This is a genomic window from Sideroxydans sp. CL21 (assembly GCF_902459525.1).
Classification (GTDB): Bacteria; Pseudomonadota; Gammaproteobacteria; order Burkholderiales; family Gallionellaceae; genus Sideroxyarcus.
Window position 1 is genome coordinate 949,299 of record NZ_LR699166.1, and the last position, 26,250, is coordinate 975,548.

Consider the following 26,250-nt stretch of genomic DNA (forward strand, 5'->3'; position numbering starts at 1 on the left):
TCCAATTGAAGTTTCCTAAAAATTAGGCCATGTTATATATCTCCCACAACGTCATCATTCCCGAACGCGAGATCGAACTGACCGCGGTGCGCGCACAGGGCGCGGGCGGTCAGAACGTGAACAAGGTGTCGAGTGCGGTGCATCTGCGTTTCGATGTAGGCGCTTCATCTCTGCCGCAGGAATTCAAGGAACGTCTGCTGCAGCTCAACGACCAGCGCATCACCAAGGACGGCGTGGTCATCATCAAGGCGCAGGAATACCGCAACCAGGAGCAGAATCGCACTGAAGCATTGCGTCGCCTGAAAGCCCTGTTGCTGTCGGTCGCCGTGAAACCGAAACCGCGCGTTGCGACCAGGCCTTCCCGCAGTGCCAGGAAGAAACGTCTGGAGAGTAAAGTCAGACGCGGAGAAACCAAAGCCTTGCGCGGCCGGGTGAACGACTAAACAGTTACGCTGTTTCCCAGATAACGGTCGAAATCGTTTGCCGGCATCGGTTTGGCGAACAGATATCCCTGCCCGAAGTCGCACCCGGCCGCCACCAGCAAATCCCTTTGCTCCACAGTTTCCACACCTTCGGCAACAACCTTCATGCCGAGCTTGTGAGCCATGACGATGATCGCCTCGGCGATGGCATGATCGCCGGGGTTTTGCACCATGTTGCGCACGAAGGACTGGTCTATCTTCAGGTAATCGATGTCGAAGCGTTGCAGATACGACATCGCCGAATAGCCGGTGCCGAAATCGTCGAGCGAGACCTGGATGCCCGCGTCGCGGAAGGCCAGCAGCTTTTCCTGCACCTCGGCACGGTCGTCCATCAGCAACCCTTCGGTGATCTCCACCACGATGCAGCTTGGCGGGATATCGAGTGCACGCAGCCAATCGAGCAAGCCAAGATTGCTTTCGCCCGTGATGAATTGGCGCGGCGACTTGTTTACGCTGATCTGCATGGCAGACAAAGGGCGGCTATTGTTGGAGCACCACTGTTTGGCCTTGAGCGCGGCCTGACGGAACACCCAGTCGCCGATGCTGTTGATCAGGCCGATTTCCTCAGCCAGCGGAATGAATACGGTGGGGCTGACCAGGCCGAGTCTGGGGTGATGCCAGCGCAATAGTGCTTCGGCCTTGGCGGGTTGCCCGGTAGCCAGGTCGATGATGGGTTGATAGTAGATTTCGAACTGCCCGCCATCAAGCGCTTTCCGCAGATCGTTGCTGAGTTGCAAACGGGTCTGTGCGGCTTCCTGCATGGACGAAGTGAAGTAGCTGTATTGGTTGCGCCCCTTGCCCTTTGCAACGTACATCGCCTGATCCGCATTTTTCAATAGCGAAGTCAGGTTGTCCGCGTCCTGCGGGTACAACGTGATGCCGATACTGGCGGAGACATAGGCGGTCGAGTCGCCGATCATGAACGGTCTGGCGATGATCTGGATGATGGTGTCGGCCAGTATGCCCAAGCGTTTGGGATCCGACAGATTTGGCAGAATGATGGTGAACTCGTCGCCGCCCAGCCGTGCCAGGGTGTCCGATTCGCGGATGCATCCGGCGATGCGCTTGGAGGCTTGGACCAGCAGATTGTCGCCAGCCTCGTGTCCCAGCGTATCGTTCACTTCCTTGAAATGGTCGAGGTCGATGAACATCAGCGCAAGGGAATGTTGTTCGCGTTCTTCGCGCTTCAGTTCCTGCATGAGGCGGTCATGGAACAACCGGCGGTTCGGCAGTCCGGTGAGCACGTCGTAGTTGGCTTGCCGCCAGATGATTTCCTCGCTGCGCTTCTTGTCGGTGATGTCGGAGAAGATGGCGATGCGTTGCCGCACTGCACCGTTCTCGTCGCGCACAGTGTTGATGGTCAGCCATTCTGAAAATATCTCGCCGTTCTTGCGGCGGTTGACGATCTCGCCCTGCCAATTGCCGAAGGTCTCGATGGTAGACCACATTGCGCGATAGAACTCTTTTCCCTGCTGCCCCGAGCTGAGCAGCTTGGGATCGCGCCCCACCGCTTCGGCGGCATCATATTGCGTGATGCGGGTGAAAGCCGGATTGACAGCGATGATCTTGTTGTTCGCATCGGTAATGACGATCGCTTCAGAGCTGGTCTGGAATACGGTGGAGGCAAGTTGCAGATCTTCCTCGTCCAGCTTGCGTTCGACCGCGATGCCGACGATCTTCGCCATCTCCTCGATGAGAAGAGTCTGAGCTGCATCCGGCGAAGCAACCTGGCGCTGATACAGCGCCAGCGTGCCCAGTATCTTTCCTTTGGATGAGAATACGGGTTCGGACCAACACGAGGCAAAACCGGCTTGGCTCGCCAATTTTCTGTATGGCGCCCAGTTGGGATGATGCTGGATATCGGAGACGATGGCGCGTTCGCCGGTGGCGGCAGTGTGGCCGCAGGAACCGCGTCCGGCACCTATTTCAAAACCCTGCATGGCCTTGTTGAAAAAATCGGGAAAACTTGGTGCTGCGCCAATGTTCAGATGCTTGTCATTCTTGTCCAGTAGCAGGATGGAACACAGCACCTGAGGTTGTTCGGACTCTACCTGATGCACGATGGCTTTGAGTATCTCGCTCAATTCACCGCCGCGAGCCAGCATTTCCAGCACTTCGCTGCGTATCCGTTCACGCTGCAGCGCCTGTTCACGATCGGTGACATCGTTGATGACGGAATAAAGCAAATCCCTGCCGCGGTATTCCACATGTCCGGAGTGTACTTCGACATCGCGCACCTCACCCGAGGCCAGGCGATGCTGGAACCGGAAAAACTGGCGCTGTTCGCGCATGGCGAGCTCCATTTCATGTTTCAACAATTCCGGTTTCAAGGTGTTGATGTCGGTGATGCGCATCCTGCGCAATTCCTTCACCGGCCAGCCATAATAGTTTGCCGAGGCGGGATTGGCATCCACGATCATGCCGTCCCTGGGATCGATCAGCAGCTTGACTGCCGAGTTGTTGGTGAACATCGAGCGATACAACGCCTTATCTGCAAGCAGGTCGACTTCGTCATTCAGGAGCCTTTCCTGCAATCGGTTGAAGCTTGCCTGCATCTTTCGAATCTCCGGGCTTCCCTCAAGCGGAATGTGGCGCAAAGGAGAAATTTTGCTGTTGGCAAGCTGTTCGACCAGCTCGGCTGAACGCGACAGGGGAGAAAGCTCGTGGCGCAAGAACAGCCAGAGCAGCACGATGGTGAACAGGGAAACAATGCTGGCGGTGGCAATTGCTTCGTTGCGGATGTGCGCGATGTGTTCAAACGCCATGGAGGTGGGCAGGCGAGCCACTACGAACCAGCCGGTGCTGGGAATGTGCCGGGACGACGTGAGCTCTTCGACGCCATAGGCATTGACCGTGATACCGGAACCTTCGTAACCGTTCATGTAGCGGTCATGCATCTTGTTGATGCCCGGGGCAGGGAGAGGCTTCAAGGTACGCAGATTGTCGGTGTCGATGACGAACAGGTTGTCGCGGGGAGAGATGACCAGGTAGGCGCTGCTATAGGGGTGTGACTTGGTGTCGAAGTTGCTCAAAAGTTTGTTGTTGCCCAGGCTGGTGACGCCTGCGAACACTCCACTGATGTGGTGGTGGTTGTCGAAGATGGGCACCGCGATGACCAGATGCGGTTCTTTTACGAAGCGCCCGAAACTTGGTTTAGAGAAAGAAGGCTTTCCCGTTGTCATTACCTGGCGGTAAAAATCGGTCTGGCTGAAGTCTGCATTCCCCCTTCCTTCAATCTGCGGAAAATCGGCAATGCCATGCCCGTCTTTGGAAATCAAGATGAGCCCCAGATTGAAAAGTGAATTGATGGTTCTGCGCTCTTCCAGGAAGGAAGAGATGCGATTCCGATCTGCCATCATTGACGGAGTAATCGAACTGGAGACCAAAGCAAGCGAGTCGACGCGCAACCTGATTGCGCTGTCTATGCTTTCTGCAACAAATGAGACTTCGGAAAACTGCTGGTTGGATAACGATACCTCCATCTCCTGTTCAAGATGGATCGAAAACTGGTAAGTAATCACTGCAATCGAGAGCAGGAACAGGCCCAGGGTGAACACGGTCACCTTGATTTTTAAACTGAGATTTTGAAATGCACGAAACATACCGGTGAAGCACCCTTCTCCTGCCTGCTGCACGTCGTGTCTTTGCAGTGTTTTGCAGCTTTAGTCGACCGACAGTGTCTATTTATAGAGCTATTGGTGAATTTTACACCTTTGTGTTTCGAAGACTTTTGCGTTGTCACGCATGAAGCACTTTTTATTACGAATAAATATCCCATGTTTAATTTGTGGGATTTAAAAATGATTAAAGTTGTCCTGATTTTTGCCGATATCATAGGATGTAGACACGTGGAATAGTGTCCATTCCAGACAAATAAGGAGATACACATGGCAGTCAATCCGGCCAATGCAAATGCAGGCAGCAGTTATGTGTCACAAGTTCAGCCGCAGCCGCAAACCCAGGCTGAGCGGGCCGGTGAGGTGGAAAACGATAACGATGGTGATGACTCCAAAAAGGCCGCTGCAGCCGGTGTTCAAGCTCAGCCCCAAACTCAGCCCCAAACTCAGCCCAAACCTACAGTGAATACCAGCGGTCAGACGGTAGGCGCTATCATCAACGTCAAAGCCTGACGACAGAACAATACACGCAACCCTAAACGGGCATGGTCGCAGACCATGCCCGTTTTTTCTTGTTTGTTAGGCCGGTGAGCGGAGATATAACAGTCTCCCGAATTGTGAACACGGTGGGCGCCGCCCGCGAACATTATTGGGTTCCGTCGAACAGCATTTCGAGTCGCAAACTGAGCATCGCATTGTTATGAAAGTTGAGCGCTCTTGGGAAATGCAGTTGCGGACTCACTTCAAAGAACATCCACTCCCGGTGCAGGCGATAGCGATATAGCATCAAGACGACATATTCTGTCACCACCGTATTCGGGCGACTCACCGCGAAGGCGCTTGCCTGATACATAAGGGCAGTGCGCTCATCCAGTTTGTGGAAGACTGTCAGGTCCTGACGCATATCGAAATATTGTGTCCTGTCGAGCCAAACCGAAACGCTGGTGGAGCGGAACGAGACGGGTTCGCTGATAGGGCGGTCCAGATCGAGTTCGGTGGTTTCGCCTACGCCTGTTGTATTGAACCAGTACGCAGTTTCTGAAAACCTCACGCGCCACAGATCCAACGGGACTGCCAATACGGCTCCTGTACGTGCAAAGGGCGCCGTATTAAGTCCGGCGAATTTCAGGCCCCCGTCCAAATTGAAATGCCATTTCTCCGCAGCGACTTCCTCTATGCGCAAGGCAGCAGCATAGCTCTGCAGGCTGGAGGGTTGCGCGAGAGGTGGCGACAGTGTCTGCCTCGGGTTGACAGTCGCATTCTTGTCCGGGTCTGTTTCCAGCAACAGGTGAAGTTTTCTTTCCGCAATGGGCAGATGTACATTTGCTCTGGCCGACAAGACGAACGAACGATTTCCGCCGTATCCCGATACCCGCATGATATCGAGTTGCATCACACTGTCATTTGCATCCTGATAATTGCGATCACTGCCAAAGAAGCGGTCGACATAGCTGACGAAGTCGACGAATTCATCGGACAGATAATCGCGGGAGTTATCCAGCTTGTTTCTTCTATCGGGAATCGGGGGAGGAGCAGGCGGGCCGACAAAATCATCTCCAAACGCCAATCCCGGAAACATGGTGAGTGCACCCAATGACAACAGAGACAGAATTCCGGTTAGTACGGTGGATTGAAGCGTCATGATTCTCTTCTGGTATAGACATAATCTCAACGGGAGGTACCAAACTATTCGCCCGGTGAACACCCAGCCGTATTGCAAGTGCAATCACGCTATTGCTTCTCGATGATTTTTCGCAAGACAGAAGCTATAGCAGGGATCAGTTTTTGTATGTGCGTTTGCATACAGTGAGAGGGTAATGATCAAAATCAGAGACAGCCGCGCGTCGAAATAAATGAGAAAGGATTTGATCCGGCATGCAATTGTGGGCCATATGAGCGATAGCGAACAGAGAGTTTTCCGACAGAAGGGGATAAAGACCCTACCTTGACGCGCGGCGTAAAGGAACGTCACTGCAAAGGATCGCATTTGGCCAACAAGATCTCATTTCGAGATTTCGTCTTTCGGGAGAAACAAACATGTACAAAACTAAATTCATTTTCAAGCCACTGACGTGGACAATGACATTGCTGATGACTGCTTTGACAACTGGATGCTGGATGGACGGAAGTGGTGGAGGGAGTGTGTCGGCCGCGGCCGCCGGTCCTGCAAGTGCTGGTCCGGTGGGGACGGCTTGTGTGGGAGCGAGTTGCGTGCCTCTTGGAACGGCGGCCAATTACGTGATTCTGGCAAAAACAGGCGTTTCAACCGTTCCCAATTCTGTGGTAACCGGGAATATCGGATTGAGCCCGGCCGCGAGGACATTTCTGACCGGATGGTCACTGATATCCGAATCGACGGATACCTCTTTTTCATCTGCTCAAGTTGCAGCACCCGGAAGGTTATATGCGGCCGACAATGTGGGCGGGACGACGTCAGTCAATCTGACGACGGCAGTTGGCGACATGCAGACTGCTTATACCGCTGCCGCCGGCAAGGCGGGAGGATCGTGTCCGGGGGTTGGCATTATGAGTGGGTTGACCATTGCGCCTGGCGTCTACACCTGTGCCAACGGCGTTACCATACCAACGAGTATCACACTCAGCGGCACGGCAACGGACGTGTGGGTGTTCCAGTTTGCGCAAGGGTTAACACAGTCTGCCGCAACGCAAGTCATCCTGGCAGGAGGTGCGTTACCCAAGAATGTGTTCTGGCAGGTTGCGGGCGCAGTGGATATTGGAACGACCGCACTCATGCAGGGAGTGATATTGTCGCAGACATCGATCAATCTGCAGGCGGGTGCAAAGGTGAACGGCAGACTGCTGGCGCAAAGTGCCGTGACGCTCAATCAGAACACGATCACAGTTCCGTAAGCGATGAAGTGCCGGTTGTGAAGTAATGATAAAGGCCGTCGCAACAAGCAGTGACTGATAGCAGTTTCATGCCGCACAGTCAAAGCTTGCCATGTAGCAGACGGCCTTTTGTCGTGGCGGGTCCAGAATTTACAGCTTTGCAATGCTTTTCTTGGTGAATAAACAGTCCTTCAATTCGCTTGAGAACTTGGGATCGTTGCGCCGGATCCATTCCAGCAACATGGACGCATGCTCTTTCTCGTTGTCCCGGTTGTGTATCAGGATCGCCTTGAGTTCCCTGTCCTTGCAAACATCGGCGCGCTGGTTGTACCAGTCAATGGCTTCCAGTTATTCCGTGAGGAAAACTGGGGCCTTGTGCATGTTGCACACTGCTTCGGACAGTTCATGTTTGGACTCGTGATAGTCGGTATTGAACATTACATACTCCTGTGGATTGCATGAGCGTTGGAAGAATGCCGACCCTAGGACTTACAAAAGTTCATTGTCGGAATCTTCGGATTTTGAACCGAGAGCGGAGGCAAGGTATTTCAGGCCGAAGAAAATGGCAGAAGGATAGAGATACAACAGGCGCCATCCGTTTTTTGCAAGGCCGACTATGCCGTGACGGCGCCATGTCAGCAGTGCCGTCATTCCGCCTGCAAACAATACGGGATGGGCTTGGATCATGCGAACCGCATGCAAGCCGACATCGACGACTGCCAATGGCCTATGCAAATGCAGGGAGGTCTCGGCCATTGCCATGCGCTGGACTTCAATCTGCTCCAGAAGTTCGAGGCGGCGTTGGGCAATACGGGCAAGATGCTTGTTCATGAGCGCGGAGTAAGACGATCAATATCGTCGGACAATTCGGACAGGCTCGCGGAAAACAGTCTGGGTCTTGCGCTAGCGAGATTGCGCAAGGCGTACCAGAACGACAGACCGGCAACCAGGAACAGCAAAGTCAGTCCGCCCAATACCTGCAGGCGATAGCTATCCCAGAACACCACGACGATAAATACTGTCAGCAGCATGATGGTCATGCCAAGGAAAAACAGGGCAGCGCTTCCATAGAACAGCATTTGCCTGACACGCAGCCGCTCTTCCTCGATCTCGTTGCCCAGCAATTCAAGCCGTGTCTGAATGATGGCGAGCAAAGTACTCGTCATCCTCTTTAACGACTCCAGGAGTCCGGTAGCTTGCGGCATGTTTAGCGCCGTGCGATCAACATCCCAACGATGGCTCCCACACAGGCGGAGATACCGATCGCTTTCCAGGGATTGTCGTGGACATATTGATCAGTGACTTTTGCAGCTTCCCTGGTACGCTGGATCACGGCGTCTTCCGCGTCGACCAATTGCTCCTTCACGGTTTGCAGGCTCTTCTGGATGCGCGCACGTGCGACTGTCGCACCTTCACCGGCCTGGTTGGCAGTCGCGCGCAAAAGCTCTTCTGCATCTGCAACCACCAGTCGCAAGTCTTCCATAAGCTTGTCTTTGGAGGTCGATATGTTTGTATGCATTGTCTTCGTAGTCATTGCTTTACTCCCTGGTTGAAATGTCATGTTTAACTGCGTTAAGGCCAACTGAACTATTGGCTAAGAGATATTTCACTTTTTCTGCATATCGTTCTTGACGGATTGCACGCCTTTGACACCGGTTGCGATTTCGACTGCTTTGTCCATGTTTGCCTGCGAGCTGACGAAGCCGCTCAGCTGAACGATGCCCTTGTAAGTTTCAACGTTGATCTCGGATGATTTCAGGGTGGATTCACTGAACAGCGCATCCTTGACCTTGGTGGTTACAACACTGTCATCGAAATACTCGCCGGTACTTTCCTTGGTTGCCGTGGAAGCGCACCCGAAGGAAAACAGCAAAGCGACAGTCATAAATAGTGCGGCAAAATATTTCAGTTGTTTCATGTTCGATCTCCCGATGGATGGTTGGTCAATTTACCCGTGTGCAATTTTAAAAATATTGGCACTATCAATTCGCGGCATGCGTGCCGCGAATTATTGGGAGCACATCACAATCGCCCCAACAACAACAGAATAAGCAAAACAACCAGGACTAGTCCCAGTCCCCCGCTGGGACCATAGCCCCATGACCTGCTGTGCGGCCAAGCCGGGATCACGCCGATCAGCATCAACACAACAATGATCAATAAAATCATTCCCAATGACATATAAATTTTCCTTGTCTGAATTAATGGAACAGATGACTAGCGCGGAGCGAAATTGCCCTTATCGTCTGAAATGATGACTTCTACACGCCGATTCAGTTGACGGTTGGTCGCTGTATCGTTGCTCGCGACGGGAAACTCCTTGCCATACCCGCGCGTCGAGACACGATTACTGCTGATGCCCGCGTCATCGACCAGCGCTCTGCGTACTGCCTCTGCGCGACGTTCGGAGAGATCCTGATTAAGACTGTCGCTGCCGGTACTGTCTGTGTAGCCTTCGATCAGCACCTTGTGTTGCGGATATTCCTTCAGGAAATCGGCCAGTTTTTGCACATTGCGCGTTCCGCCGGATTTCAACTGTGCCTTGTTGATACCGAACAGCACATCGCCAAGCGTGACCACCAGGCCGCGATTTGTTTGCTTGGCATTCAATGCCTTGAGCTCCAGTGCCTGTTTGGCGATCAGAGCCTGGTCATTCGCCGAATTGGCGCTGGCAGCCTCCAATTCCTTATTCTGCTGGTCAGCGGCCTTCTGCATGCTCGATACCTGTTCTTTTGCCGCGTCGGCTTCAGCCGTCCTCGCATCCAGACGAACCTGATTGCGTTCGGTCGTGGCGTTGGCGACGGCCAATTCAGCCGATTTGCGTTTGGCCGTCTCCTCTGCGATAGCCACGCGCTGATTGGCCAGGTAGGCCAGATGATTGACCAAGGCAGTGTCGTCACCGTTGCTCAGTGCGGTATCTGCGTTGTACAGGGAGTCGTTGGCTTCTTTCAATTCAAGCGGTGCAAGATTGGTAACTTCAGGATTGGCACTTGCATTGTTGTAGTTGCTGTGTGCATCGGTGAGAGCCGAATTGGTCCTGACTGTGTTGCAGCCCGCCAGAAGCGCGATGGCGATGAGCGCCATGGGAAAGTATTGGATTTTTTTCATGATGGACTCCATTGAGATTTACTTGGTTTTGCGGTCGATCTCGTTGCGCAACACGCGACTGTCTTCCTGTATAGCCGCGGCAGCTTTTTGTGCTTTGATAGAGCGGGCTATCAGTCCGGCCAGTTTGGCATCGACCTCCGCTTCTTCGGCCAGCTGGCTGGCAAGCTGATAATGCTCTGCAGTCATTGCCTGCTCGGCACCTTGCATTTTGTCCATCGCCGACTTGAGTTGTACCGGTGCAAATTCATTGGCTCCGGCACTGTTGGCATTGTTAAGTGCAGCCCTTGAAACTGCCATCTGCTCGATCGGGGGAGGGACGCTGGCGCAACCCGATATAAGAATCACGGCAACAAGTGACATGCCGATCCCGCGTAGTGTTTGATGCGCTCTGGAGCTATTGAGATTTTTCATCACATTTTCCATTCATGAATTTAACGCTGAACTCAACCGTTACAAACGATTTCCGTAGGCTTGCAACGATTACCTGACTCTTTAAAGCTAGCATGTGCAATCCGGATGTTTGCGGACAAAAGAGCATTCGCAATGATTGAACACCTCTTCAAATATGCTCACAGTGCGTTAGCGCACATTGATGGCAAACAGGAAGGAACGAATGGGTGTCCGCTGATTGCCTGGGACTGTTGCAGTCATGGCTGCTAGCGTCCAAGCAGCGCGCCGATTGGTTTAAGCGAATCGACCCGGTCGCAGATCACTTTGATGATGGCGACCAGCGGTGCGCCAAGCAGCACGCCCCATACTCCCCATAGCCAGCCGAAAAACAGCAATGCGATGAAAATCACCGCCATGTTTACATGGGCAAACTTGCTCTGTAGCCATGGCATGAATACCAATCCGACGATACCTGTCACCAGTAGCGATACGCCCGTGACTGCAAGCGCATGAAGCAGCGAGCCGAACTGCAGGAATGCCGCGATTCCACTGGCACCCGCGACCGAGGCCGGGCCCAGATAGGGGACGAAAGACAGTATGCCCGAGATCACACCCCATATACCTGCCTGCTTCACGCCCATCGCGCCGAATGCAAGCCAGGTTCCGATGCCGATCAGGACATTCGAAACAAGCACCGTCAGCAGGTAAAGCTGTATCTGCACATTGATCTCGTCGAGTATGCGCACGGCCTCCTTTTGTTTTGTGATCGAGGGCCCGACCAGGCCAATCAACTTGCGCCGGAAGTGTGCTCCGGCAGCGAGCAGAAAATAGGTGAGTATCAAAACGACGACCGCTTGCCCGATGATGGTGATCATCGGTGTGGACTGTGCAAGCAGGTAGTCGCTCAGCCAGGATGGCGGTTCTTTGGATAATGGTGTGAGGATGACAAGCGGCCCTTGCTTCGCACCGGCATCAGCGGCTGCGCCTTCAAGCTGTTTTGCGGCTTCCTGCATGTTCTGCAGGGCGGTCGGCCCGGTGCGCGTATCGCTCAGGTTCTGGCGCATCTTGCGCGTCATCTCGGGAAGATTCTTGATCATCGCCATGGCATCGTCATGCAAGGAGTATGCGATCCAGAATAGTCCCCCGAGAATAAAGGCAAGCACCAAGGCTGCTCCCAATGGACGCGGCACGTAACAAGCCTTGAGCCAGTTTACCAACGGGGTCAACGTGTAGCTTGCCAGAATACCGATCAGCAAAGGCACAATAAATTCCCGTGCAAGATAAAGTGCGGCGACGAAGGAGATGATCGCCAATATGCCGAGCGACACATTCATGCGCAAGTAACGGGACGAACGGATCTTGACTGCGGCGGAATCCTCGGTCGAGGTGCTGCGCAAGGTCTCATTTTCGAGAATCATGCTGTCAATAGTGGCAACAGACATAGTCTCAATCGCCCTTCCATCGTGTTTGTCTGGTCGTTCACCCTGCATTCTGCACACCTTGATTTGATCTCTGATAGTTCATTGGGGAAGCTGATTGGTTCGCGATTTCAGGTTACGGCGATTCTCACGCTTGCTCAGAATGCACTCTGTGCGCTAGCACTCATGAGGCGAAAAATTCCCCTCAAAACACGATCCGGTACTGCCTGCCCGGGTAGTACCGATAAATTTCCCTATGTGTGCAAGTGCACAGAGCGTTGTGCACTAATGGGGGATAAACACAACTTGTACAACTTGTGCCTTTGTCTCGGCCGATTTGATTTTGAATTGCTGTAGACCAAGCTGAGATTCACAAAGCCGCGAAGTTTGCCCTTTGAGAATATTACTGAGCGTAAGTGAATAAGCGCCAGCAAGGGCGATTGGTTGAACCGATACTGCTTGAATCAGTTAACGAGGAAAATAAAATGAACAAAATCGAGAAAGTAACAAAGCCAGTGACTTGGCTCATGGCATTATTGCTGACGGGTTTTGTGGCGGGATGCGGCGGGAGCAGCAGTGGCGCCGTCGCCGTAGCGCCTGCGGGGCCAAAAGTGAGTTACACCATCCCTGCTGCAAATGCCACAGGCGTCGCAACCAACAGCAAGGTCACGGCCACATTCAGTAAAGACATGGCTCCGGCAACGATCACCGCAACCAGTTTTACGCTGGTGAACACCACATCGGGCGGGGCGGTCATAACAGGCGCAGTAGTCTACGATATCACTACCAAGACAGCGATCTTCATACCGACGGCAGCGCTACCGGCCAGCAGCGTGTTTACTGCAAAGATTTCCACCGCAGTCAAAGACGTGGCAGGTGATGCGATGGCTGCCGCTAAAACATGGAGCTTTACTACCAGTGCAGCGGCAGATACGACACCGCCGACCGTGAGTTCAACTGTTCCCGCGGATTTGGCAACCGGGGTGGCTCTCAATGCGACTGTCACTGCTTTCTTCAGCAAAGCAATGGATCCGTTGACAATCAACGTTACGAACATCACGTTAATGCAAGGGATCACGCCTGTTCCAGGTGCGGTGACCTATGTGAGTGCAAACGCGTCTTTCGGCACAAGTGCGGTTTTCAAACCTACCAGCAACCTTGCGGCCAGCACCGCTTATACGGCTACGGTTACAACCGGGGTCAAGGATCTGGCTGGCAATGCATTGGCTATAGCAAAAACATGGAGCTTTACAACTGGCACAACGGTAGCCGCAGGACCGGCTCCTGTACTTCTGGGAACTGCAGCCAACTATGCGATTCTGGCAAAGACTGGCGTTTCGACCATACCGACTTCAGTCGTGACTGGAAATGTGGGTGTGAGTCCGGTTGCCAGGACATATTTGACCGGATGGTCGGAAACCTATGACGTAACGGATACTTATGCCACCTCCACGCAAGTAGTCGCGCCCGGAAAGTTATATGCAGCCGACTTGGTGGGAGGGACGACCTCTGCCGACCTGGGCACTGCCGTGCTCGATATGGGCACTGCATATACCGATGCCGCAGGACGGACAGCCACATCGGCTGCGACAACCAACGTGGGTGCCGGAACGCTGACCAGCTTGACACTTACACCCGGTGTGTATGAATGGGGGAGCGCAGTTTCCATACCGACGGATCTCACACTTAATGGCAGTTCAACAGATGTATGGATCTTCAAGGTGGCGGGAACGCTCGGCATGGCTTCAGCCAAGAACGTAATTCTGAGCGGAGGTGCATTGCCGCAGAATATCTTCTGGCAGGTTTCGGGTGCCGTGACCATCGGGGCAAACTCTCACTTTGCAGGGATCATTCTGGGTCAGACATCGATCACGTTTAATAATCTTTCATCGATCAACGGCAGGCTGCTCGCGCAGACTGCGGTCGTGCTGGATGCGACTACGGTTACACAGCCGTAGAGCAGGTAGCGGTGGAAAGGCCGCCGCAAGACGGCCTTTTCCCTTTACCTCGGAATTTGCTCATGAGCGCTACCGCACAGAGCAACATGCATGGAAGTGAGAGAGTGCAACCGGTGGGATTTGGTTCCGGCTGTATCAATGCCGTATTGGAACAGAACTAACCCTGGTTAAAGTCATTGCAAAACGCCAGTTTAAAGAATCAATCGATTGCACCGATGCTTTTCGGTGGCCAATAAAAGGAGAAGCAAAATGAACAAATTTCAAAGCGTTACGAAATCACTGCGGTGGTTCATGGCGTTACTGGTAGTCGCTTTTGTCGCCGGATGCGGCGGGGGCGGTGGAATAGGTGTTGCCCCGAGTTCGACCAAGGCCATTACGGCCTATTCGCTGGCGGCTTATCCTGCGGCCGTAGTCACTATAAACGAACCGCTTAAGACGATCGCAGTGATCGTACCGAGCGGTACTTCCCTCACGGCTCTGGTTGCGAAATTTACCAGCACAGGAATGGGCTCACCTACGGTGGGTGGCATTAATCAGGTAAGCGGGACAACAGCGAATAACTTCACATTGCCTAAGCCGTACGTCGTCACAGCGGCAGACGGCACGATGGCGACCTATACCGTCACCATCTCTTGGGCTGTGGCTTCTGCCAATGGCATTTCCTCCTTTTCGTTTGCCGCCTATCCCGCTTCTATCGGAACTATAACCGGTTCGGCATCGCCATTCGCCATCGCGGTGACCGTGCCTAACGGGACAGTCGTAACGAATCTGGTTGCGACATTCGCGACTACGGGAACAGGTGTAACGGTAGCTGGTTTAGCACAGGTGACTGGTACGACTGCGAATAACTTCACAGCTCCGGTGGTGTACACGGTCACAGCGGCGGACGGCACCACGGCGACCTATAACGTCACCGTCACTGTGGCTCCGGTTGCTGCCAAGGCGATTACTTCCTATTCATTTGCCGCAGTCCCCGGGTCTGTAGGAATCATAACCGGAACGACATCGCCATTCGCCATCGCGGTTTCTGTGCCAAACGGGACAGCCGTAACGAACTTGATTGCGACATTCGTGACCACAGGTACTAGCGTAACAGTGGCCGCAACGGGTACTCAGGTGAGCGGTGCAGGTGGTACGCAGAATAATTTCACAAGTCCGGTAGCCTACACGGTGCATGCGGCGGATGCCACAACGGCAGTTTATAACGTCACCGTTACCGTAGCTGCTTCGGGACCAGTAGTCTGCGGGGGAACGAGCGGTACGAACTGCGTGAATCTTTTGTCTGCCGCTAATTACGCGATTCTGGACGAGGCGACAGTTACGTTCACACCGATTGCTACTAGTACCACCGTCGCTACGATCACTGGGAATGTTGCGGTGAGTCCGGCTGCAGCAAGTTTCATGACAGGATTTGCGTTGGCCCTGGATCCGGCGAAGTGTTTTTCAACATCGACTCGGGTGACTGGCAGGCTCTATGCGGCCGACTATAGTTCAGTCAACGGGTGTGCAACGGCGACGACTGACACTGCCACGATATTGACCACGGCTATAGGCGATAAAAATGCTGCATATAGTGCCGCTGCCGCGAAGCCAACAGCAGGTGGCGGGCTGACAGGAGGTGCAACTGGTACACCTCGCGAATGCCCGGGTGTCGGCGCAATGAGTGACGTGAATAATGCGTTGACAGCTGGGGGTGGTTTCGCAGCATCAGGTCTTCCCGCTGGCGTCTACACCTGTGGTGTCAATATTACGATACCGGGGACTCTCACCCTCAACGGCAACGCAACCGATGTCTGGGTATTCAAGACTACGGGAACGCTTAGCGAGTCTACCAATGTGCAGGTACTCTTGACCGGTGGCGCACTGCCCCAGAACGTGTTCTGGCAGGTTGCCGGTGGCGTGACTATTCAAGGTGGCGCGCATATTGAGGGAGTGGTCATGTCGGCAACCAACATCCAACTCGTGACTAATGCAACCGTAAAGGGCAGGCTGTTGGCAAAGACCGGGGTTCTCATGGATTCGAATACTGTCGTACAGCCGTAAGGCATGCAGTAAAGATGCAAAGCAGTAATGAAAGGCCGTCGCAAGACGGCCTTTTTTCGTAGGCATTGCGCTTGCCCAATCGTATCCGGCGGTCTGTGCGTGAAAGAAGCATGCACATCCGGAACGCATTTCCTGAAAGTGATCGAAAGAATCCCATTATGTGCGCGAGAGCACAGAGCGGCGTGCGGGAAAGGGGGATAAATGCAGTGAGTACGGATGTGCCCGATCCGCGGCTGATCTGATCATGAATGAGAGCAGACCGGATTGAAGTTGGAAATCAGCCAAACAATTTTTCGCAACTATCGATTAACGCAGTGATTTGAGTGCCCGCAAAAAGTTCGGATTATCGATTCGACGCTTTCGGGAAAATTAAAGGAGAAACAAATGAACAGAATCGACAGTATTACAAAACCGCTGATTGGGTTTGTGGCAATACTACTGACCGTTTTAGCGGCGGGATGCGGCGGAAGCAGCAGTCCCATCCTGGGTGGAGGCGGTGCCGGACTTCCGGCAAAATTAGACAAGACACGGCCAACAGTGACTGTTACCGTCCCTGCCAATTTGGGCACTCTGGCCGCCAATTCGGCAATCACGGCAACGTTCTCCAAGGATATGGCAGCTGCTACGGTCACCGCGGCTGCAACTTTTACGGTCAAGGAAACGGTCAGCGGAGCGAACGTACCGGGTGCGACAGTCACCTACTCAGTGGCCGGCAAAACCGCAACCTTTAAACCGACGGCGCTTACGTCGGGATTGGGGTATACAGCCACGATCACCACCGCGGCCACAGACCTGGCAGGCAATGCGCTCGCTGGTAACCAGGCCGCTTTGCCCGCAGCCAGTAACTATGTGTGGACCTTTAGTGCCTCGGCAGCAGACCTTACGCCGCCGACGGTGACTCTTACAAGCCCGGTAGATGCTGCTTCGGGCGTGCCGCTCAATAGCACCGTCGATGCAACGTTCAGCAAGGCGATGGATCAGGCAACGCTCAGTACGGCCACCTTTACGCTGGCAACCAGCGCGGTGTCTCCAGTAAGCGTATTGGGCGCAGTCACCTACGACGCGGTAAACAATATTGCGATCTTTACGCCAACCAGCAATCTCGCAGCCAGCACTCCATATACCGCTACGATCAAAGTCGGCGCTAAGGATCTGGCAGGAAATGCATTGGCTGCAGGTACCAAACCTAATCCATGGTCATTTACCACAGGTACGGGGCTCGCACCCGGTGCAATTGCGCTTGGTTCAGCAAGCACCTACGGGATTATGGCAACGGCCGCGGTTACTGCTGCCAGCGCCTCGGTTATTAATGGGGATGTTTCGTTGAACCCCGGCACTTCAATGACCGGATTTCCTCCGGCAGTCGTGAATGGCACGGTACATATCAACGATACTTTTTCTGCACAGGCCAAGAGCGACCTGCTGGCCGCGTATAACAATGCCAAAGGTCTGGCATGTGCAACAACCGTGGGTAGCGCGGATCTGGGTGGGTTGTACGTTTATCCGACAGGCATTCCTCCGGGCGTCTATTGTTCCGGCAGCACGATGCTGGTTGGGGCACATATTGTTCTTGACGGAGGCGGTAATGCAAATGCCGTCTGGGTCTTCCAGGTCGGTTCCTCGCTGACTTCGAATGCCGACGTTACGCTGACTGGCGGTGCTCAAGCCAAAAACGTGTTCTGGGTAACCGGTTTGGATGCCACTGTCGGCTCGGGCACGACCTTCAATGGAACCATCTTGGCTGGCCGAGACGCCAACTCTGCAGGTACTGCGACGCTCTACGGCCGGATACTGGCAGGAGCGATCTATGCCGGCACGATTGCCCTGAACGGCCCCCCCAGCACTGTTAACGTCCCAGCCCCGTAAGGTTTGATGTATTAGACAGAAATTTAATTCATCACCAATTTTGGAGAACAACATGAAATTATCAAGAACATCAGTATCCATGGGAGTGGCGGCAGTCGCGATATGTGCCAGTCAATTTGCAGCCGCAGACGATTCATTCTGGTATATCGGTGGCAACATCGGCCAATCCAGAGCGAAGATCGACGATGCAAGGATCGCCAACCAGTTGCTGGGAGCAGGGTTGGCCTCGCCTTCGATCGCTAACGACGACAACCACTCAGCCTATAAACTCTTCGGCGGTTATCAGCTGAACAAGAATTTTGCCCTTGAAGCAAGTTATTTTGATTTGGGGCAGTTTGGTTATACCGCGACCACAGTACCGGCCGGAACGCTCAACGGCAATATCAAACTCCGGGGCGTGGGTATGGATATGGTAGGCATCCTTCCTCTGACGCAAAAATTTTCCGCGTTTGGCAGGTTGGGCATGAACTATGCGCAAGCCCAGGATAGTTTTTCCAGTACGGGTTCTGTTGCATCGCCGACTATTCCGAATCCCAGCAAGAATGCACTCAATTACAAGGCGGGCCTGGGGCTTCAATATGATGTCACCAAGGCTTTCGGGCTGCGCGCCGAAGCAGAACGCTACCGCATCGATGATGCCGTGGGCAACAAGGGCGATATTAATATGATCTCGGTCGGTCTGGTCTATCGCTTCGACGAGAAAAAACCGGCTCCTGTTCAGAAAGAAGCACCGGCTCCGGCTCCTGTCGTTGAAGCAGCACCGATCTTCGTTATCGTGCCGGTCATCAAGCTGCAAAGATACTGCAGCATTCTCGACATCCAGTTCGAGATCAAGCAGGACGAGATTCAGCGCGAAGAGAAGGAAAAGCTCGCTGTCGTGGGAACCTTCCTGAACAAGTATCCCGACACCACCGCAGTGATCGAGGGGCACACCGACAACGTCGGCTCAAGCGAATACAACCTGAAACTCTCCTTGCGCAGGGCTGAGGCCGTGGTGAGCTATCTGGTGGATACGCTTCATATCGCACCGGCGCGTTTGTCGGCAGTGGGATACGGAGAGGCTCGCCCTATTGCGGACAACAGCACCAGGGAAGGTCAGCAGATGAACCGGCGTATTGATGCTGTCATCGCATGCGCGACGGACGTCGCCGGTCTCAAGGTGGTACCCGCGAGGATGACCATGGCGTTGGAAATGGATTTCGACCCGAACAAAACCGATATTCAGCCGCAGTACTACGGCGAGTTGCATGAAGTGGCGAATTTCATGAAAGCAAATCCGGATGTGACCGCCGCAGTGGAGGGACACTCATCCAATATGGTCGGGAAAGTCCATATCTCCGCGGAAAAATCCATGGAAATATCCAGTCTTCGTGCCAATAAAGTGATGGATTATCTGGTCGAGAAAGAAGGCATTTCCCGTTCAAGACTTTCCGCTGAGGCATACGGCCGCACTCGCCGGGTTGCTTACGGTACGACGTTGGAAGGCCAGCAGGAAAACCGCAGGGTCAACATCATCTTCAATTACCCCAAGAAATAAATACAGCACCGGGTTTCGGCAATTGAGCCGGAGCCCGGAATTCACGATATGCGCATTGGGAAAGGTAAGGAAATGAAAATTTTGGAGAGCTTAAAGCGGGTCGGCATTGTGGTGCTGCTCATTAGCGGAGTCGCGGCTTGTGACAAGCCGGGCCCTGCCGAGACAGCCGGAAAGAACATCGACAGAACTGTGGATCAGGTTGGGCAGAAGATTGGTGAAACTGCCGACAAGGTCGGCGACAAAATGAGCCAGCAAAGTGAAAAGGCCGGCGTCGCGATCGATGACACCGAGATCACAACCAAGATCAAGGCAGCAATTTTTGCCGAGTCCGGTCTCAAGACGTTGCAGATCAGCGTTGATACCGTAAAGGGCGTGGTTACGTTGAGCGGATCGGTGGATACGCAGTCGCATAGTGATATGGCCAAAGCCATGGCGAGTGCCGTATCCGGAGTCAGAAAAGTCAATAACGATCTGATGGTCATGCCGAGAAAATAAGATCGTGCAAACAACAATGGTTGAAGGAGATTTTCATGGAAATCCGGGAAGCATACAAGCAAAAAAAAGCCGCGCAATTGAAAGAGTGGGGTGCGCAAATCAATTTGATGGAAGCCAAGCTGGAAAATGTCGGGGCTGACATGCAAGTCAAACGTGCCGAACAGATCAAGGCGCTGCGCGCTCAGCAGCAAGAGGCATCGGAAAAAATGAAGGAACTGGGAAAGGCCAGTGGCGAAGCCTGGGAGCAGGTCAAAGTGACCGCGGATAAAGTCTGGGACGATCTGAAAAGTGGCGTGGCCGACGCGCATTCTAAGTTCAAGTGAACGATGCTGCGGGTGGCGCCGGTCAGGTCACCTGCGGCATCCGAAGTGACGGGTTACGGCATAAAGGGGTTGAAAGATGAATATCAAATTGATTCTGTTGCTTGTTCTTTCAGTCCTGGCACTGGTTTTCGTGGCGCAAAATATCGTTGCGGTCGAAATCAGATTCCTGTTCTGGAGTGCTTCAATCTCAAGTTCTTTGCTGATCTTGTTTACCTTGATATTTGGATTCGCTTTGGGTTGGTATTTGAATGATTACCTCCGGTACCGGAAATATAAAGGCAGGGCTGTTTATTCACGCTCGGAATTCTGAAGCGCACAAGAAGGACCGGGCTGTTCACCTCCAACAAAATCCAGATGCGTTTCAACCTGAAAACTGCAGTTGACCGCTTGCTGACTCTGGAAGATACGCCAGAACACTCCAATCCTGTCCTGGAATCGAAACCGGATGAGCAGGAGAAGAAAAGTCCGGTCGCATTCACGCAGGTGCTGCAGGCCGGGCTATGAAACTCTTCAATATCATTCTCTCCGCAATAACAGTCATCGCGGCAGTGCTGCTATGCCAACAGATCATCTCGAATTCCGTGATCAACCAGCAGAACAAAAATGATTATGCCGAACTCAACCATGTCAAATATGGCCTGCTCAGCATCGACGAATGGAAGCGGCAAGTCACCGTCATACTTGCCGCGGAAATCAACAAGCTATATCTGTCGAGAGCGAACGAGAGGGTGATCCGAAAACATATCGAAACTCTGTTGAATACGCTGATCGATCAGGTCGACAAGAAGATCAGGAAGGACAATTCCGAAACGGCGGGCGGGCGCCTCTCACAGTCTTTTATCGATCTGTTTGTCAATCTGAAAGAGATAAAAAAAGGAATACCGGAATATACGGATGCGGTGATGCATGAGCTGACGAAAGCGAAGACAAAACACCAAGTCAAGGCTGTGCTCCGCAAGCAGCTGGAAAAGTATTCAAAGCTGACTTTTGATTTTCAGGACACGCCAGAGCTCACCCGCATTCTTCTCAGGACAGGTTCCGCCGATGTCGAAACTGCCAGGGTCAAGCTGAATGATCAAATCGCACTCAAGCATGATCTGATCGTCAAGGAAGAGATTTTGTTGATCCTGTTGGCTGTACTGCTTTTTGTCGTTTCAGGGTTTAGCAAGGAATCTCTGACCCCGTCGCGTTATGCATCCCTCGTTTTAATCCTGGTTGTCTTGCTATCCGCCGGCGTCACCACACCCACGATCGACATGGAAGCGAAAATATCGCAGATGAGTTTCATGTTATTGGGCAACCCGGTTCATTTCGAAAACCAGGTGTTGTACTTCCAGAGCAAAAGCATACTGGACGTATTCAGGATCATGATCGAGCATCGGGAAATTAAAATGAAACTGGTCGGCATTCTGCTGATCACCTTCAGTATCATTTTTCCGCTTTTGAAAATCGCTTCGACGCTGGGATTCTATTTCGATATTCGCCATGCAAGGAGAAATCCGGTGATCAGGTTCTTTGTCCTGTATTCCGGCAAGTGGTCGATGGCCGATGTCATGGTGGTGGCGATCTTCATGGCCTATATCGGATTTGACGGAATCATTGCCAACCAGCTGAGCCATTTGAACTCAAGCGGCGAGGAGCTTGTCCTCCTGACGACGAATGGCACTTCCCTGCAACCGGGCTATTACCTGTTTCTGACTTACACCCTGCTGGCCCTGTTCTTGTCCGAACTGCTTACCAAGAAGCATCATGCAGAGGAGCGCAGGAACCCCTATGTGGAAGTAGGTCCCAAGTAAAGCAGTGTTTACCGGCGCAGCGTGAACCTGACGCGGCTAATTCATCCATAACCTTTGCGGAGGGGCAGTCATGATTGATTACAAAATCGCCGTTGTCGTCGGCAGCCTACGCCAGGATTCGTTCAACCGCAAACTGGCCGACGCTGTAGTGAGCTTGGCACCGTCATATTTTTTGTTCAAGCAACTGCAGATCGGCAATCTTCCGCTTTATAACCAGGACGACGACGATAATCAGGCCGAATCGGTCAAGCAAATGAAGAGCGAGATCAAGAGTGCTCACGGCATACTGTTCGTCACACCCGAATACAACCGCTCCATACCCGGAGTGCTCAAGAATGCGATCGATCATGCCTCGCGTCCCTTCGGCCAAAGCGCATGGCTGGGAAAACCTGCGGGTATCTTGGGTGTTTCGCCCGACACTACCGGCACGGCCATGGCGCAACAGCATTTGCGCAACGTTCTCGCCACCCTGGACATGCCTACGCTTGGGCAACCCGAAGTGTTCATTCAGGCCAAGACGGGGTTGTTTGACGAAGAAGGCAACATCGGTGCGGACAGCAGGATATTTTTACAAAGCTGGATGGACCGTTACGTGGCATGGGTAAAAAAGCACACAGCCTGATACATAAAATACGGAGGCAACAAATGACCACACTCACGACCAAGGATGGAACACAGATCTATTACAAAGACTGGGGTGCAGGGCAGCCTGTGGTTTTCAGCCACGGCTGGCCGCTTAATTCGGATAGCTGGGAGGCACAGATGATGTTCCTCGCTTCCCATGGTTATCGCTGCATCGCCCATGACCGTCGCGGACATGGGCGGTCCAGTCAGCCGTGGAATGGCAATGACATGGACACTTATGCCGATGACCTTTCTGAACTCATTGAAAAACTGGACCTGAAACAGGTAGTCCTCATCGGGTTCTCGGCAGGCGGAGGCGAAGTGGCACGCTATATAGGCCGCCATGGAACGAAACGCCTGGCCAAGGCTGCGCTGATCTCCGCCGTTCCGCCGCTGATGCTGAAAACGGATGCCAACCCCGGCGGTTTGCCGATCGGGAAATTCGACGAAATACGCAAGGGCACCAGCGCTGATCGTTCGCAGCTGTACAGGGACATCGCCAGCGGTCCGTTCTTCGGGGCCAACAGACCCGGTGCCAAAGTCTCGCAGGGCATGATCGACACGTTTTGGCATCAGGGTGTGATGGCGGGGCACAAGAACACTTTCGACTGTATCAAAGCATTTTCCGAAACGGACTTCACCGAGGATCTCAAAAAGTTCGACGTGCCGACGCTGATCATTCACGGCGACGACGACCAGATCGTGCCGATCGGCGCCGCGGCGCTGCGCTCAGCCAAGCTGGTCAAGAACGCGACCCTGAAGATCTACGCAGGCGCTCCCCATGGTCTCGCGGAAACTCATAAAGAGCAGCTTAATGCCGACCTGCTGGCTTTCCTCAAAACATGAGTGCCATCCGCAGATATTAACCGGATGGATAAGGGATAAAGAGCATGCAAGTCCGTTCCGGACAAGCCAAGCGGTATAGGCGGATAGACAATCCAGAAATAGGGAATGATTGATGAATCCTTTTGGCAACCTTGAAAAGGTATTCAAGCGAACGGATTCGAAATTCGGGGAATATCGTTTGGTGAACATCTGGTATATCGAGGCACCCCTGGAGACAGTCTGCGATGCCATCTATCATTCGCTGAGCTGGCCGCAATGGTGGCTGAATGTGGTGGAGGTCAAGGAGATTGCGTCGGGTGATGCTCAGGGCATCGGCAGTGTGCGTCGTTACACTTGGCGCGGATATTTCCCTTACCGGTTCACTTTTGATATCTGTGTCATCCATTTTGCCCCTCTGGCTTTCATCGTGGGCACCGCCAGCGGAGATGTGGAAGGGCAAGGCCGTTGGTCATTCACGACTGATGGCAACGTGACCACCGTGCGGTTCGAATGGCAAGTGAGAACCACGCCAGTCTGGATGAACTGGTTGGCGCCGTTTGCGCGCCCATTCTTCAAGTGGAATCACAACGCCGTCATGCAGCGGGGCGGTGAGGCATTGGCACACATGCTCAAAGCGCGTTTGGTCAATGTTGTGCATTCTTGACCGATACCCTGGCGTTCAGTCCTTGGTAAACCAGAATGGCAGTCAGACCGAATACCCCGTGCGCTATCAGCGTGATCCAACCCCGTGTTTGGTCAAACCAAGGGAAGATCATTGTAAAACCATACAGATTGACCAAATAAAGCATGCCGCCAAAGCCGATACCAAGCAGAAACGCAGAAACGGATTTCAGGAAAGCTGCGATTGATGCCAGTAATGCGGCATAAATGACGGAAAGGGAAAAGTGGATCAACGTGGCTACCAGCATCACCGTGGCATCGAATGTCGCAGGAGGAGGCAAAACCGAAATACCCAGTATGACTGCCGCAGTCAGGCGAGCATCGCGGTACAGAATGGCCGGTAAACCATCGGTGAAGATCAGCCACAGGAGCATCTGTATGAGTGTGGATACGATGCCCGCGGCGATGCCCGCAAGAACGATAGACAACCAGACGGACTTGAGGTTTGCGCGGCAGTTATTCATCTCATTCCGGATTGCAACAGAAATGGATTGCAACAGAAATGCCTCGGCAAGAAACACATGCGTACATGCCCCATGCAAGGCCCTTGCGGGCTTCTTTGGCTATGCCCGATTCGCCCGAAAGGAAAACGAATGGAAAATATTGCTAGTGTTTTATCCGTTCATATCTTGCGTCATCCTGAACGATGACAAGTGCGGCAAATGCAAGTGCCAGGAAAATGTGTATCCATACCCATGCGATGTTCATTATATTTCTCCTTTGTGGATCGAATCGGAGCTGCGCCGATCAAGTGTCAGCAGTACGGGATAAATGCCCGGTTGCTGCGACTTTTCACGCTACTCTCGCAAATGCAGCGTCACAGTGCGATGCCAGACATAGCCGGGTTTTTATCGATTTGTTCCGCATGGCATGTGGCTGAAGGTTGTGCGGCAAACGGAATCCGGTTGTATTTGCCATGCCCGATATTTATCGGACACCGGGCATGCCGTTGGGCGAAGAATGAATATGCAGGTACAAACATTGAAGACATTACGATGCGCTGTCTGATTCCATTTCTCAATCAATGGTGAATTGGTGGCATCCCCTCTCCCGCTTGCGGGAGAGCAAATTCAAATATTGAAATAGAATTGGAATGAGTCATCCCGGACTCGCGAGTGTCAATGTTCTATGTTGATGCGATCAGGCATATTGCTCGAAGACAGCATTGAACGCTTCATGATTCTGTTTGAACGCGGAAAATATATCCGGATCGAAATGTTCCGGCATGGTGCGACCGTCCCCGTTTGAAATGATGTCGACGGTCTTTTGATGATCGAATGCGGGTTTGTAGGGGCGCTTGCTGCGCAGGGCGTCGTAGATGTCGCAAATATTCATGATGCGTGCCGCGATAGGGATCTCCTCTCCGCGTTTGCCATTCGGATAACCTCCGCCGTCCCATCTCTCATGGTGATTCAGCGCGATCTCGGCACCCATCCTGAGATAAGGCGACTTGCTGTTGCCGAGGATCTCCGAACCCATCGCGGCATGTCCCTTCATGATCTCCCATTCGTCCGGTGTGAAGCCGCCGGGTTTGAGCAGGATATGGTCGGGGATACCTATCTTGCCGACATCGTGCATCGGGCTGGAGAAAAAAATGTTGTCAACGAATGCATCATTCATTCCGAGAAGTTTTGCAAGGTCGCGGCAGTAATAGCTGATGCGTTTCACGTGCGCACCGGTGTCTTCATCTTTGTGTTCCGCTGCACGTGTCATGGCAAAGATGGTCTCCAAGTAGTTTTCCTGAAGGTCGGCGGTCCTTTGACGTACGCGTTGCTCCAGCACATCGTTGTACTGGTGCAACTCCTTGTGCAACAGCCTCACTTCAAGCATGTTGTGCACGCGTGCCAGCACCTCGGGCAGTTCGAAAGGCTTGCTGACGAAATCCTTCGCCCCGGCTTTCAATGCATGCAGCTTGTGATCCGGCTGGGCGGTGACCACAAGAACCGGAAGATAATCGCCTGTCTCGATCTTCTTCAGGCCTTCCATCACCTGGAACCCGTCCATGCCGGGCATCTGCAAATCAAGCAGGATCAGGTCGTAGTTGTTCGCGGCGTGAAGTTCGCAGACTGTGCCGGAATCCATCGTGGTCGTGATGGCGTCATAGCCGGCGCTGCGCAGGATCCGCTCAAGCAAACGGACGTTCGCTTCCTGATCGTCCACGATCAGGATCTTTCCGTGGAGTATGTCGAGAGAGTTGATCATTGGAGTCGAAGTCCTTATGTGTATGTGGAATCCAG

General features: G+C 53.2%; 28 protein-coding genes. 15 read left to right on the forward strand and 13 right to left on the reverse strand.

Annotated elements, in window-relative coordinates; translation table 11 throughout:
• Positions 1 to 29 precede the first annotated feature (29 nt).
• Entirely contained in the window at positions 30 to 443 is a 414-nt protein-coding gene (arfB, locus tag QOY30_RS04580; protein ID WP_283743452.1) for an alternative ribosome rescue aminoacyl-tRNA hydrolase ArfB, read from the forward strand.
• Here arfB and QOY30_RS04585 read toward each other — a convergent pair.
• Positions 440 to 4,084 (reverse strand): EAL domain-containing protein, encoded by a 3,645-nt coding sequence (locus tag QOY30_RS04585; protein ID WP_283743453.1) that lies wholly within the window; start codon positions 4,082 to 4,084, stop codon positions 440 to 442. The two genes, arfB and QOY30_RS04585, sit on opposite strands and share 4 nt — an antisense overlap.
• Before the next feature lie 285 nt (positions 4,085 to 4,369).
• Between QOY30_RS04585 and QOY30_RS04590 the strand changes: the two genes are divergently transcribed.
• Complete coding sequence (locus tag QOY30_RS04590) at positions 4,370 to 4,612, forward strand: hypothetical protein (RefSeq protein ID WP_283743454.1); 243 nt, start codon at positions 4,370 to 4,372, stop codon at positions 4,610 to 4,612.
• A gap of 133 nt (positions 4,613 to 4,745) precedes the next feature.
• Here the strand turns inward: QOY30_RS04590 and QOY30_RS04595 are convergent, their stop codons facing one another.
• Positions 4,746 to 5,741, reverse strand: a complete 996-nt coding sequence (locus QOY30_RS04595) for a hypothetical protein (RefSeq protein ID WP_283743455.1) — start codon at positions 5,739 to 5,741, stop codon at positions 4,746 to 4,748.
• Positions 5,742 to 6,136: 395 nt separating this feature from the next.
• On the opposite strand from QOY30_RS04595, the gene QOY30_RS04600 reads away from it, so the two are divergent.
• Complete coding sequence (locus tag QOY30_RS04600) at positions 6,137 to 6,970, forward strand: ice-binding family protein (RefSeq protein WP_283743456.1); 834 nt, start codon at positions 6,137 to 6,139, stop codon at positions 6,968 to 6,970.
• A 129-nt stretch (positions 6,971 to 7,099) separates the two neighbouring features.
• Here QOY30_RS04600 and QOY30_RS18105 read toward each other — a convergent pair whose 3' ends face one another.
• The 9 genes from QOY30_RS18105 to QOY30_RS04640 all read right to left on the reverse strand — a co-directional run bounded on the left by QOY30_RS18105 (position 7,100) and on the right by QOY30_RS04640 (position 11,889).
• Positions 7,100 to 7,297, reverse strand: coding sequence for a ferritin family protein (locus tag QOY30_RS18105; RefSeq protein WP_502958706.1), 198 nt, complete (start codon positions 7,295 to 7,297; stop codon positions 7,100 to 7,102).
• A gap of 141 nt (positions 7,298 to 7,438) precedes the next feature.
• Complete coding sequence (locus tag QOY30_RS04605) at positions 7,439 to 7,780, reverse strand: YqjK family protein (protein ID WP_283743457.1); 342 nt, start codon at positions 7,778 to 7,780, stop codon at positions 7,439 to 7,441.
• Positions 7,777 to 8,154, reverse strand: a complete 378-nt coding sequence (locus QOY30_RS04610) for a phage holin family protein (protein ID WP_283743458.1) — start codon at positions 8,152 to 8,154, stop codon at positions 7,777 to 7,779. The genes QOY30_RS04605 and QOY30_RS04610 overlap by 4 nt, the downstream gene beginning before the upstream one ends.
• A 2-nt stretch (positions 8,155 to 8,156) precedes the next feature.
• A complete protein-coding gene (locus QOY30_RS04615) occupies positions 8,157 to 8,483 on the reverse strand; it encodes an ElaB/YgaM/YqjD family protein (RefSeq protein ID WP_283743459.1) in 327 nt (108 codons plus the stop codon).
• Positions 8,484 to 8,555: 72 nt separating this feature from the next.
• On the reverse strand, positions 8,556 to 8,867 hold the full coding sequence (locus QOY30_RS04620) for a BON domain-containing protein (RefSeq protein ID WP_283743460.1): 312 nt from the start codon (positions 8,865 to 8,867) through the stop codon (positions 8,556 to 8,558).
• Between the two features lie 104 nt (positions 8,868 to 8,971).
• A complete protein-coding gene (locus QOY30_RS04625) occupies positions 8,972 to 9,130 on the reverse strand; it encodes a DUF3309 family protein (RefSeq protein ID WP_283743461.1) in 159 nt (52 codons plus the stop codon).
• Between the two features lie 36 nt (positions 9,131 to 9,166).
• The gene (locus QOY30_RS04630) at positions 9,167 to 10,057 is read right to left on the reverse strand and encodes an OmpA family protein (RefSeq protein ID WP_283743462.1); all 891 of its coding nucleotides are present in this window, start codon (positions 10,055 to 10,057) and stop codon (positions 9,167 to 9,169) included.
• Positions 10,058 to 10,075: 18 nt separating this feature from the next.
• On the reverse strand, positions 10,076 to 10,468 hold the full coding sequence (locus tag QOY30_RS04635) for a DUF4398 domain-containing protein (protein ID WP_283743463.1): 393 nt from the start codon (positions 10,466 to 10,468) through the stop codon (positions 10,076 to 10,078).
• A gap of 245 nt (positions 10,469 to 10,713) precedes the next feature.
• Positions 10,714 to 11,889, reverse strand: coding sequence for an AI-2E family transporter (locus QOY30_RS04640; protein ID WP_283743464.1), 1,176 nt, complete (start codon positions 11,887 to 11,889; stop codon positions 10,714 to 10,716).
• Between the two features lie 461 nt (positions 11,890 to 12,350).
• On the opposite strand from QOY30_RS04640, the gene QOY30_RS04645 reads away from it, so the two are divergent.
• From QOY30_RS04645 to QOY30_RS04700, 12 genes are all read left to right on the forward strand, one after another.
• Positions 12,351 to 13,823: an ice-binding family protein gene (locus QOY30_RS04645; protein WP_283743465.1), complete on the forward strand. Its 1,473-nt coding sequence runs from the start codon at positions 12,351 to 12,353 to the stop codon at positions 13,821 to 13,823.
• Positions 13,824 to 14,072: 249 nt separating this feature from the next.
• On the forward strand, positions 14,073 to 15,866 hold the full coding sequence (locus QOY30_RS04650; RefSeq protein WP_283743466.1) for an ice-binding family protein: 1,794 nt from the start codon (positions 14,073 to 14,075) through the stop codon (positions 15,864 to 15,866).
• A 384-nt stretch (positions 15,867 to 16,250) separates the two neighbouring features.
• Entirely contained in the window at positions 16,251 to 17,732 is a 1,482-nt protein-coding gene (locus QOY30_RS04655) for an Ig-like domain-containing protein (RefSeq protein ID WP_283743467.1), read from the forward strand.
• Between the two features lie 52 nt (positions 17,733 to 17,784).
• Positions 17,785 to 19,269 (forward strand): OmpA family protein, encoded by a 1,485-nt coding sequence (locus QOY30_RS04660; RefSeq protein ID WP_283743468.1) that lies wholly within the window; start codon positions 17,785 to 17,787, stop codon positions 19,267 to 19,269.
• Between the two features lie 72 nt (positions 19,270 to 19,341).
• Entirely contained in the window at positions 19,342 to 19,764 is a 423-nt protein-coding gene (locus tag QOY30_RS04665; RefSeq protein ID WP_283743469.1) for a BON domain-containing protein, read from the forward strand.
• Between the two features lie 35 nt (positions 19,765 to 19,799).
• A complete protein-coding gene (locus QOY30_RS04670; protein WP_283743470.1) occupies positions 19,800 to 20,087 on the forward strand; it encodes a sll1863 family stress response protein in 288 nt (95 codons plus the stop codon).
• Positions 20,088 to 20,163: 76 nt separating this feature from the next.
• Positions 20,164 to 20,397 (forward strand): lipopolysaccharide assembly protein LapA domain-containing protein, encoded by a 234-nt coding sequence (locus QOY30_RS04675; protein ID WP_502958682.1) that lies wholly within the window; start codon positions 20,164 to 20,166, stop codon positions 20,395 to 20,397.
• A 44-nt stretch (positions 20,398 to 20,441) separates the two neighbouring features.
• Positions 20,442 to 20,591: a hypothetical protein gene (locus QOY30_RS04680; RefSeq protein ID WP_283743472.1), complete on the forward strand. Its 150-nt coding sequence runs from the start codon at positions 20,442 to 20,444 to the stop codon at positions 20,589 to 20,591.
• Entirely contained in the window at positions 20,588 to 21,883 is a 1,296-nt protein-coding gene (locus tag QOY30_RS04685; protein ID WP_283743473.1) for a paraquat-inducible protein A, read from the forward strand. Before QOY30_RS04680 ends, QOY30_RS04685 begins: the two co-directional genes overlap by 4 nt.
• A gap of 70 nt (positions 21,884 to 21,953) precedes the next feature.
• Positions 21,954 to 22,505: an NADPH-dependent FMN reductase gene (locus QOY30_RS04690; RefSeq protein ID WP_283743474.1), complete on the forward strand. Its 552-nt coding sequence runs from the start codon at positions 21,954 to 21,956 to the stop codon at positions 22,503 to 22,505.
• 23 nt (positions 22,506 to 22,528) lie between these two features.
• The gene (locus QOY30_RS04695) at positions 22,529 to 23,353 is read left to right on the forward strand and encodes an alpha/beta fold hydrolase (protein WP_283743475.1); all 825 of its coding nucleotides are present in this window, start codon (positions 22,529 to 22,531) and stop codon (positions 23,351 to 23,353) included.
• A gap of 112 nt (positions 23,354 to 23,465) precedes the next feature.
• Positions 23,466 to 23,996, forward strand: a complete 531-nt coding sequence (locus tag QOY30_RS04700; protein WP_283743476.1) for an SRPBCC family protein — start codon at positions 23,466 to 23,468, stop codon at positions 23,994 to 23,996.
• On the opposite strand, the gene QOY30_RS04705 is transcribed toward QOY30_RS04700, so the two are convergent.
• Positions 23,977 to 24,477, reverse strand: a complete 501-nt coding sequence (locus QOY30_RS04705; protein ID WP_283743477.1) for a sodium:proline symporter — start codon at positions 24,475 to 24,477, stop codon at positions 23,977 to 23,979. The two genes, QOY30_RS04700 and QOY30_RS04705, sit on opposite strands and share 20 nt — an antisense overlap.
• Positions 24,478 to 25,153: 676 nt before the next feature.
• A complete protein-coding gene (locus tag QOY30_RS04710) occupies positions 25,154 to 26,215 on the reverse strand; it encodes an HD domain-containing phosphohydrolase (RefSeq protein WP_283743478.1) in 1,062 nt (353 codons plus the stop codon).
• Positions 26,216 to 26,250: the final 35 nt, after the last annotated feature.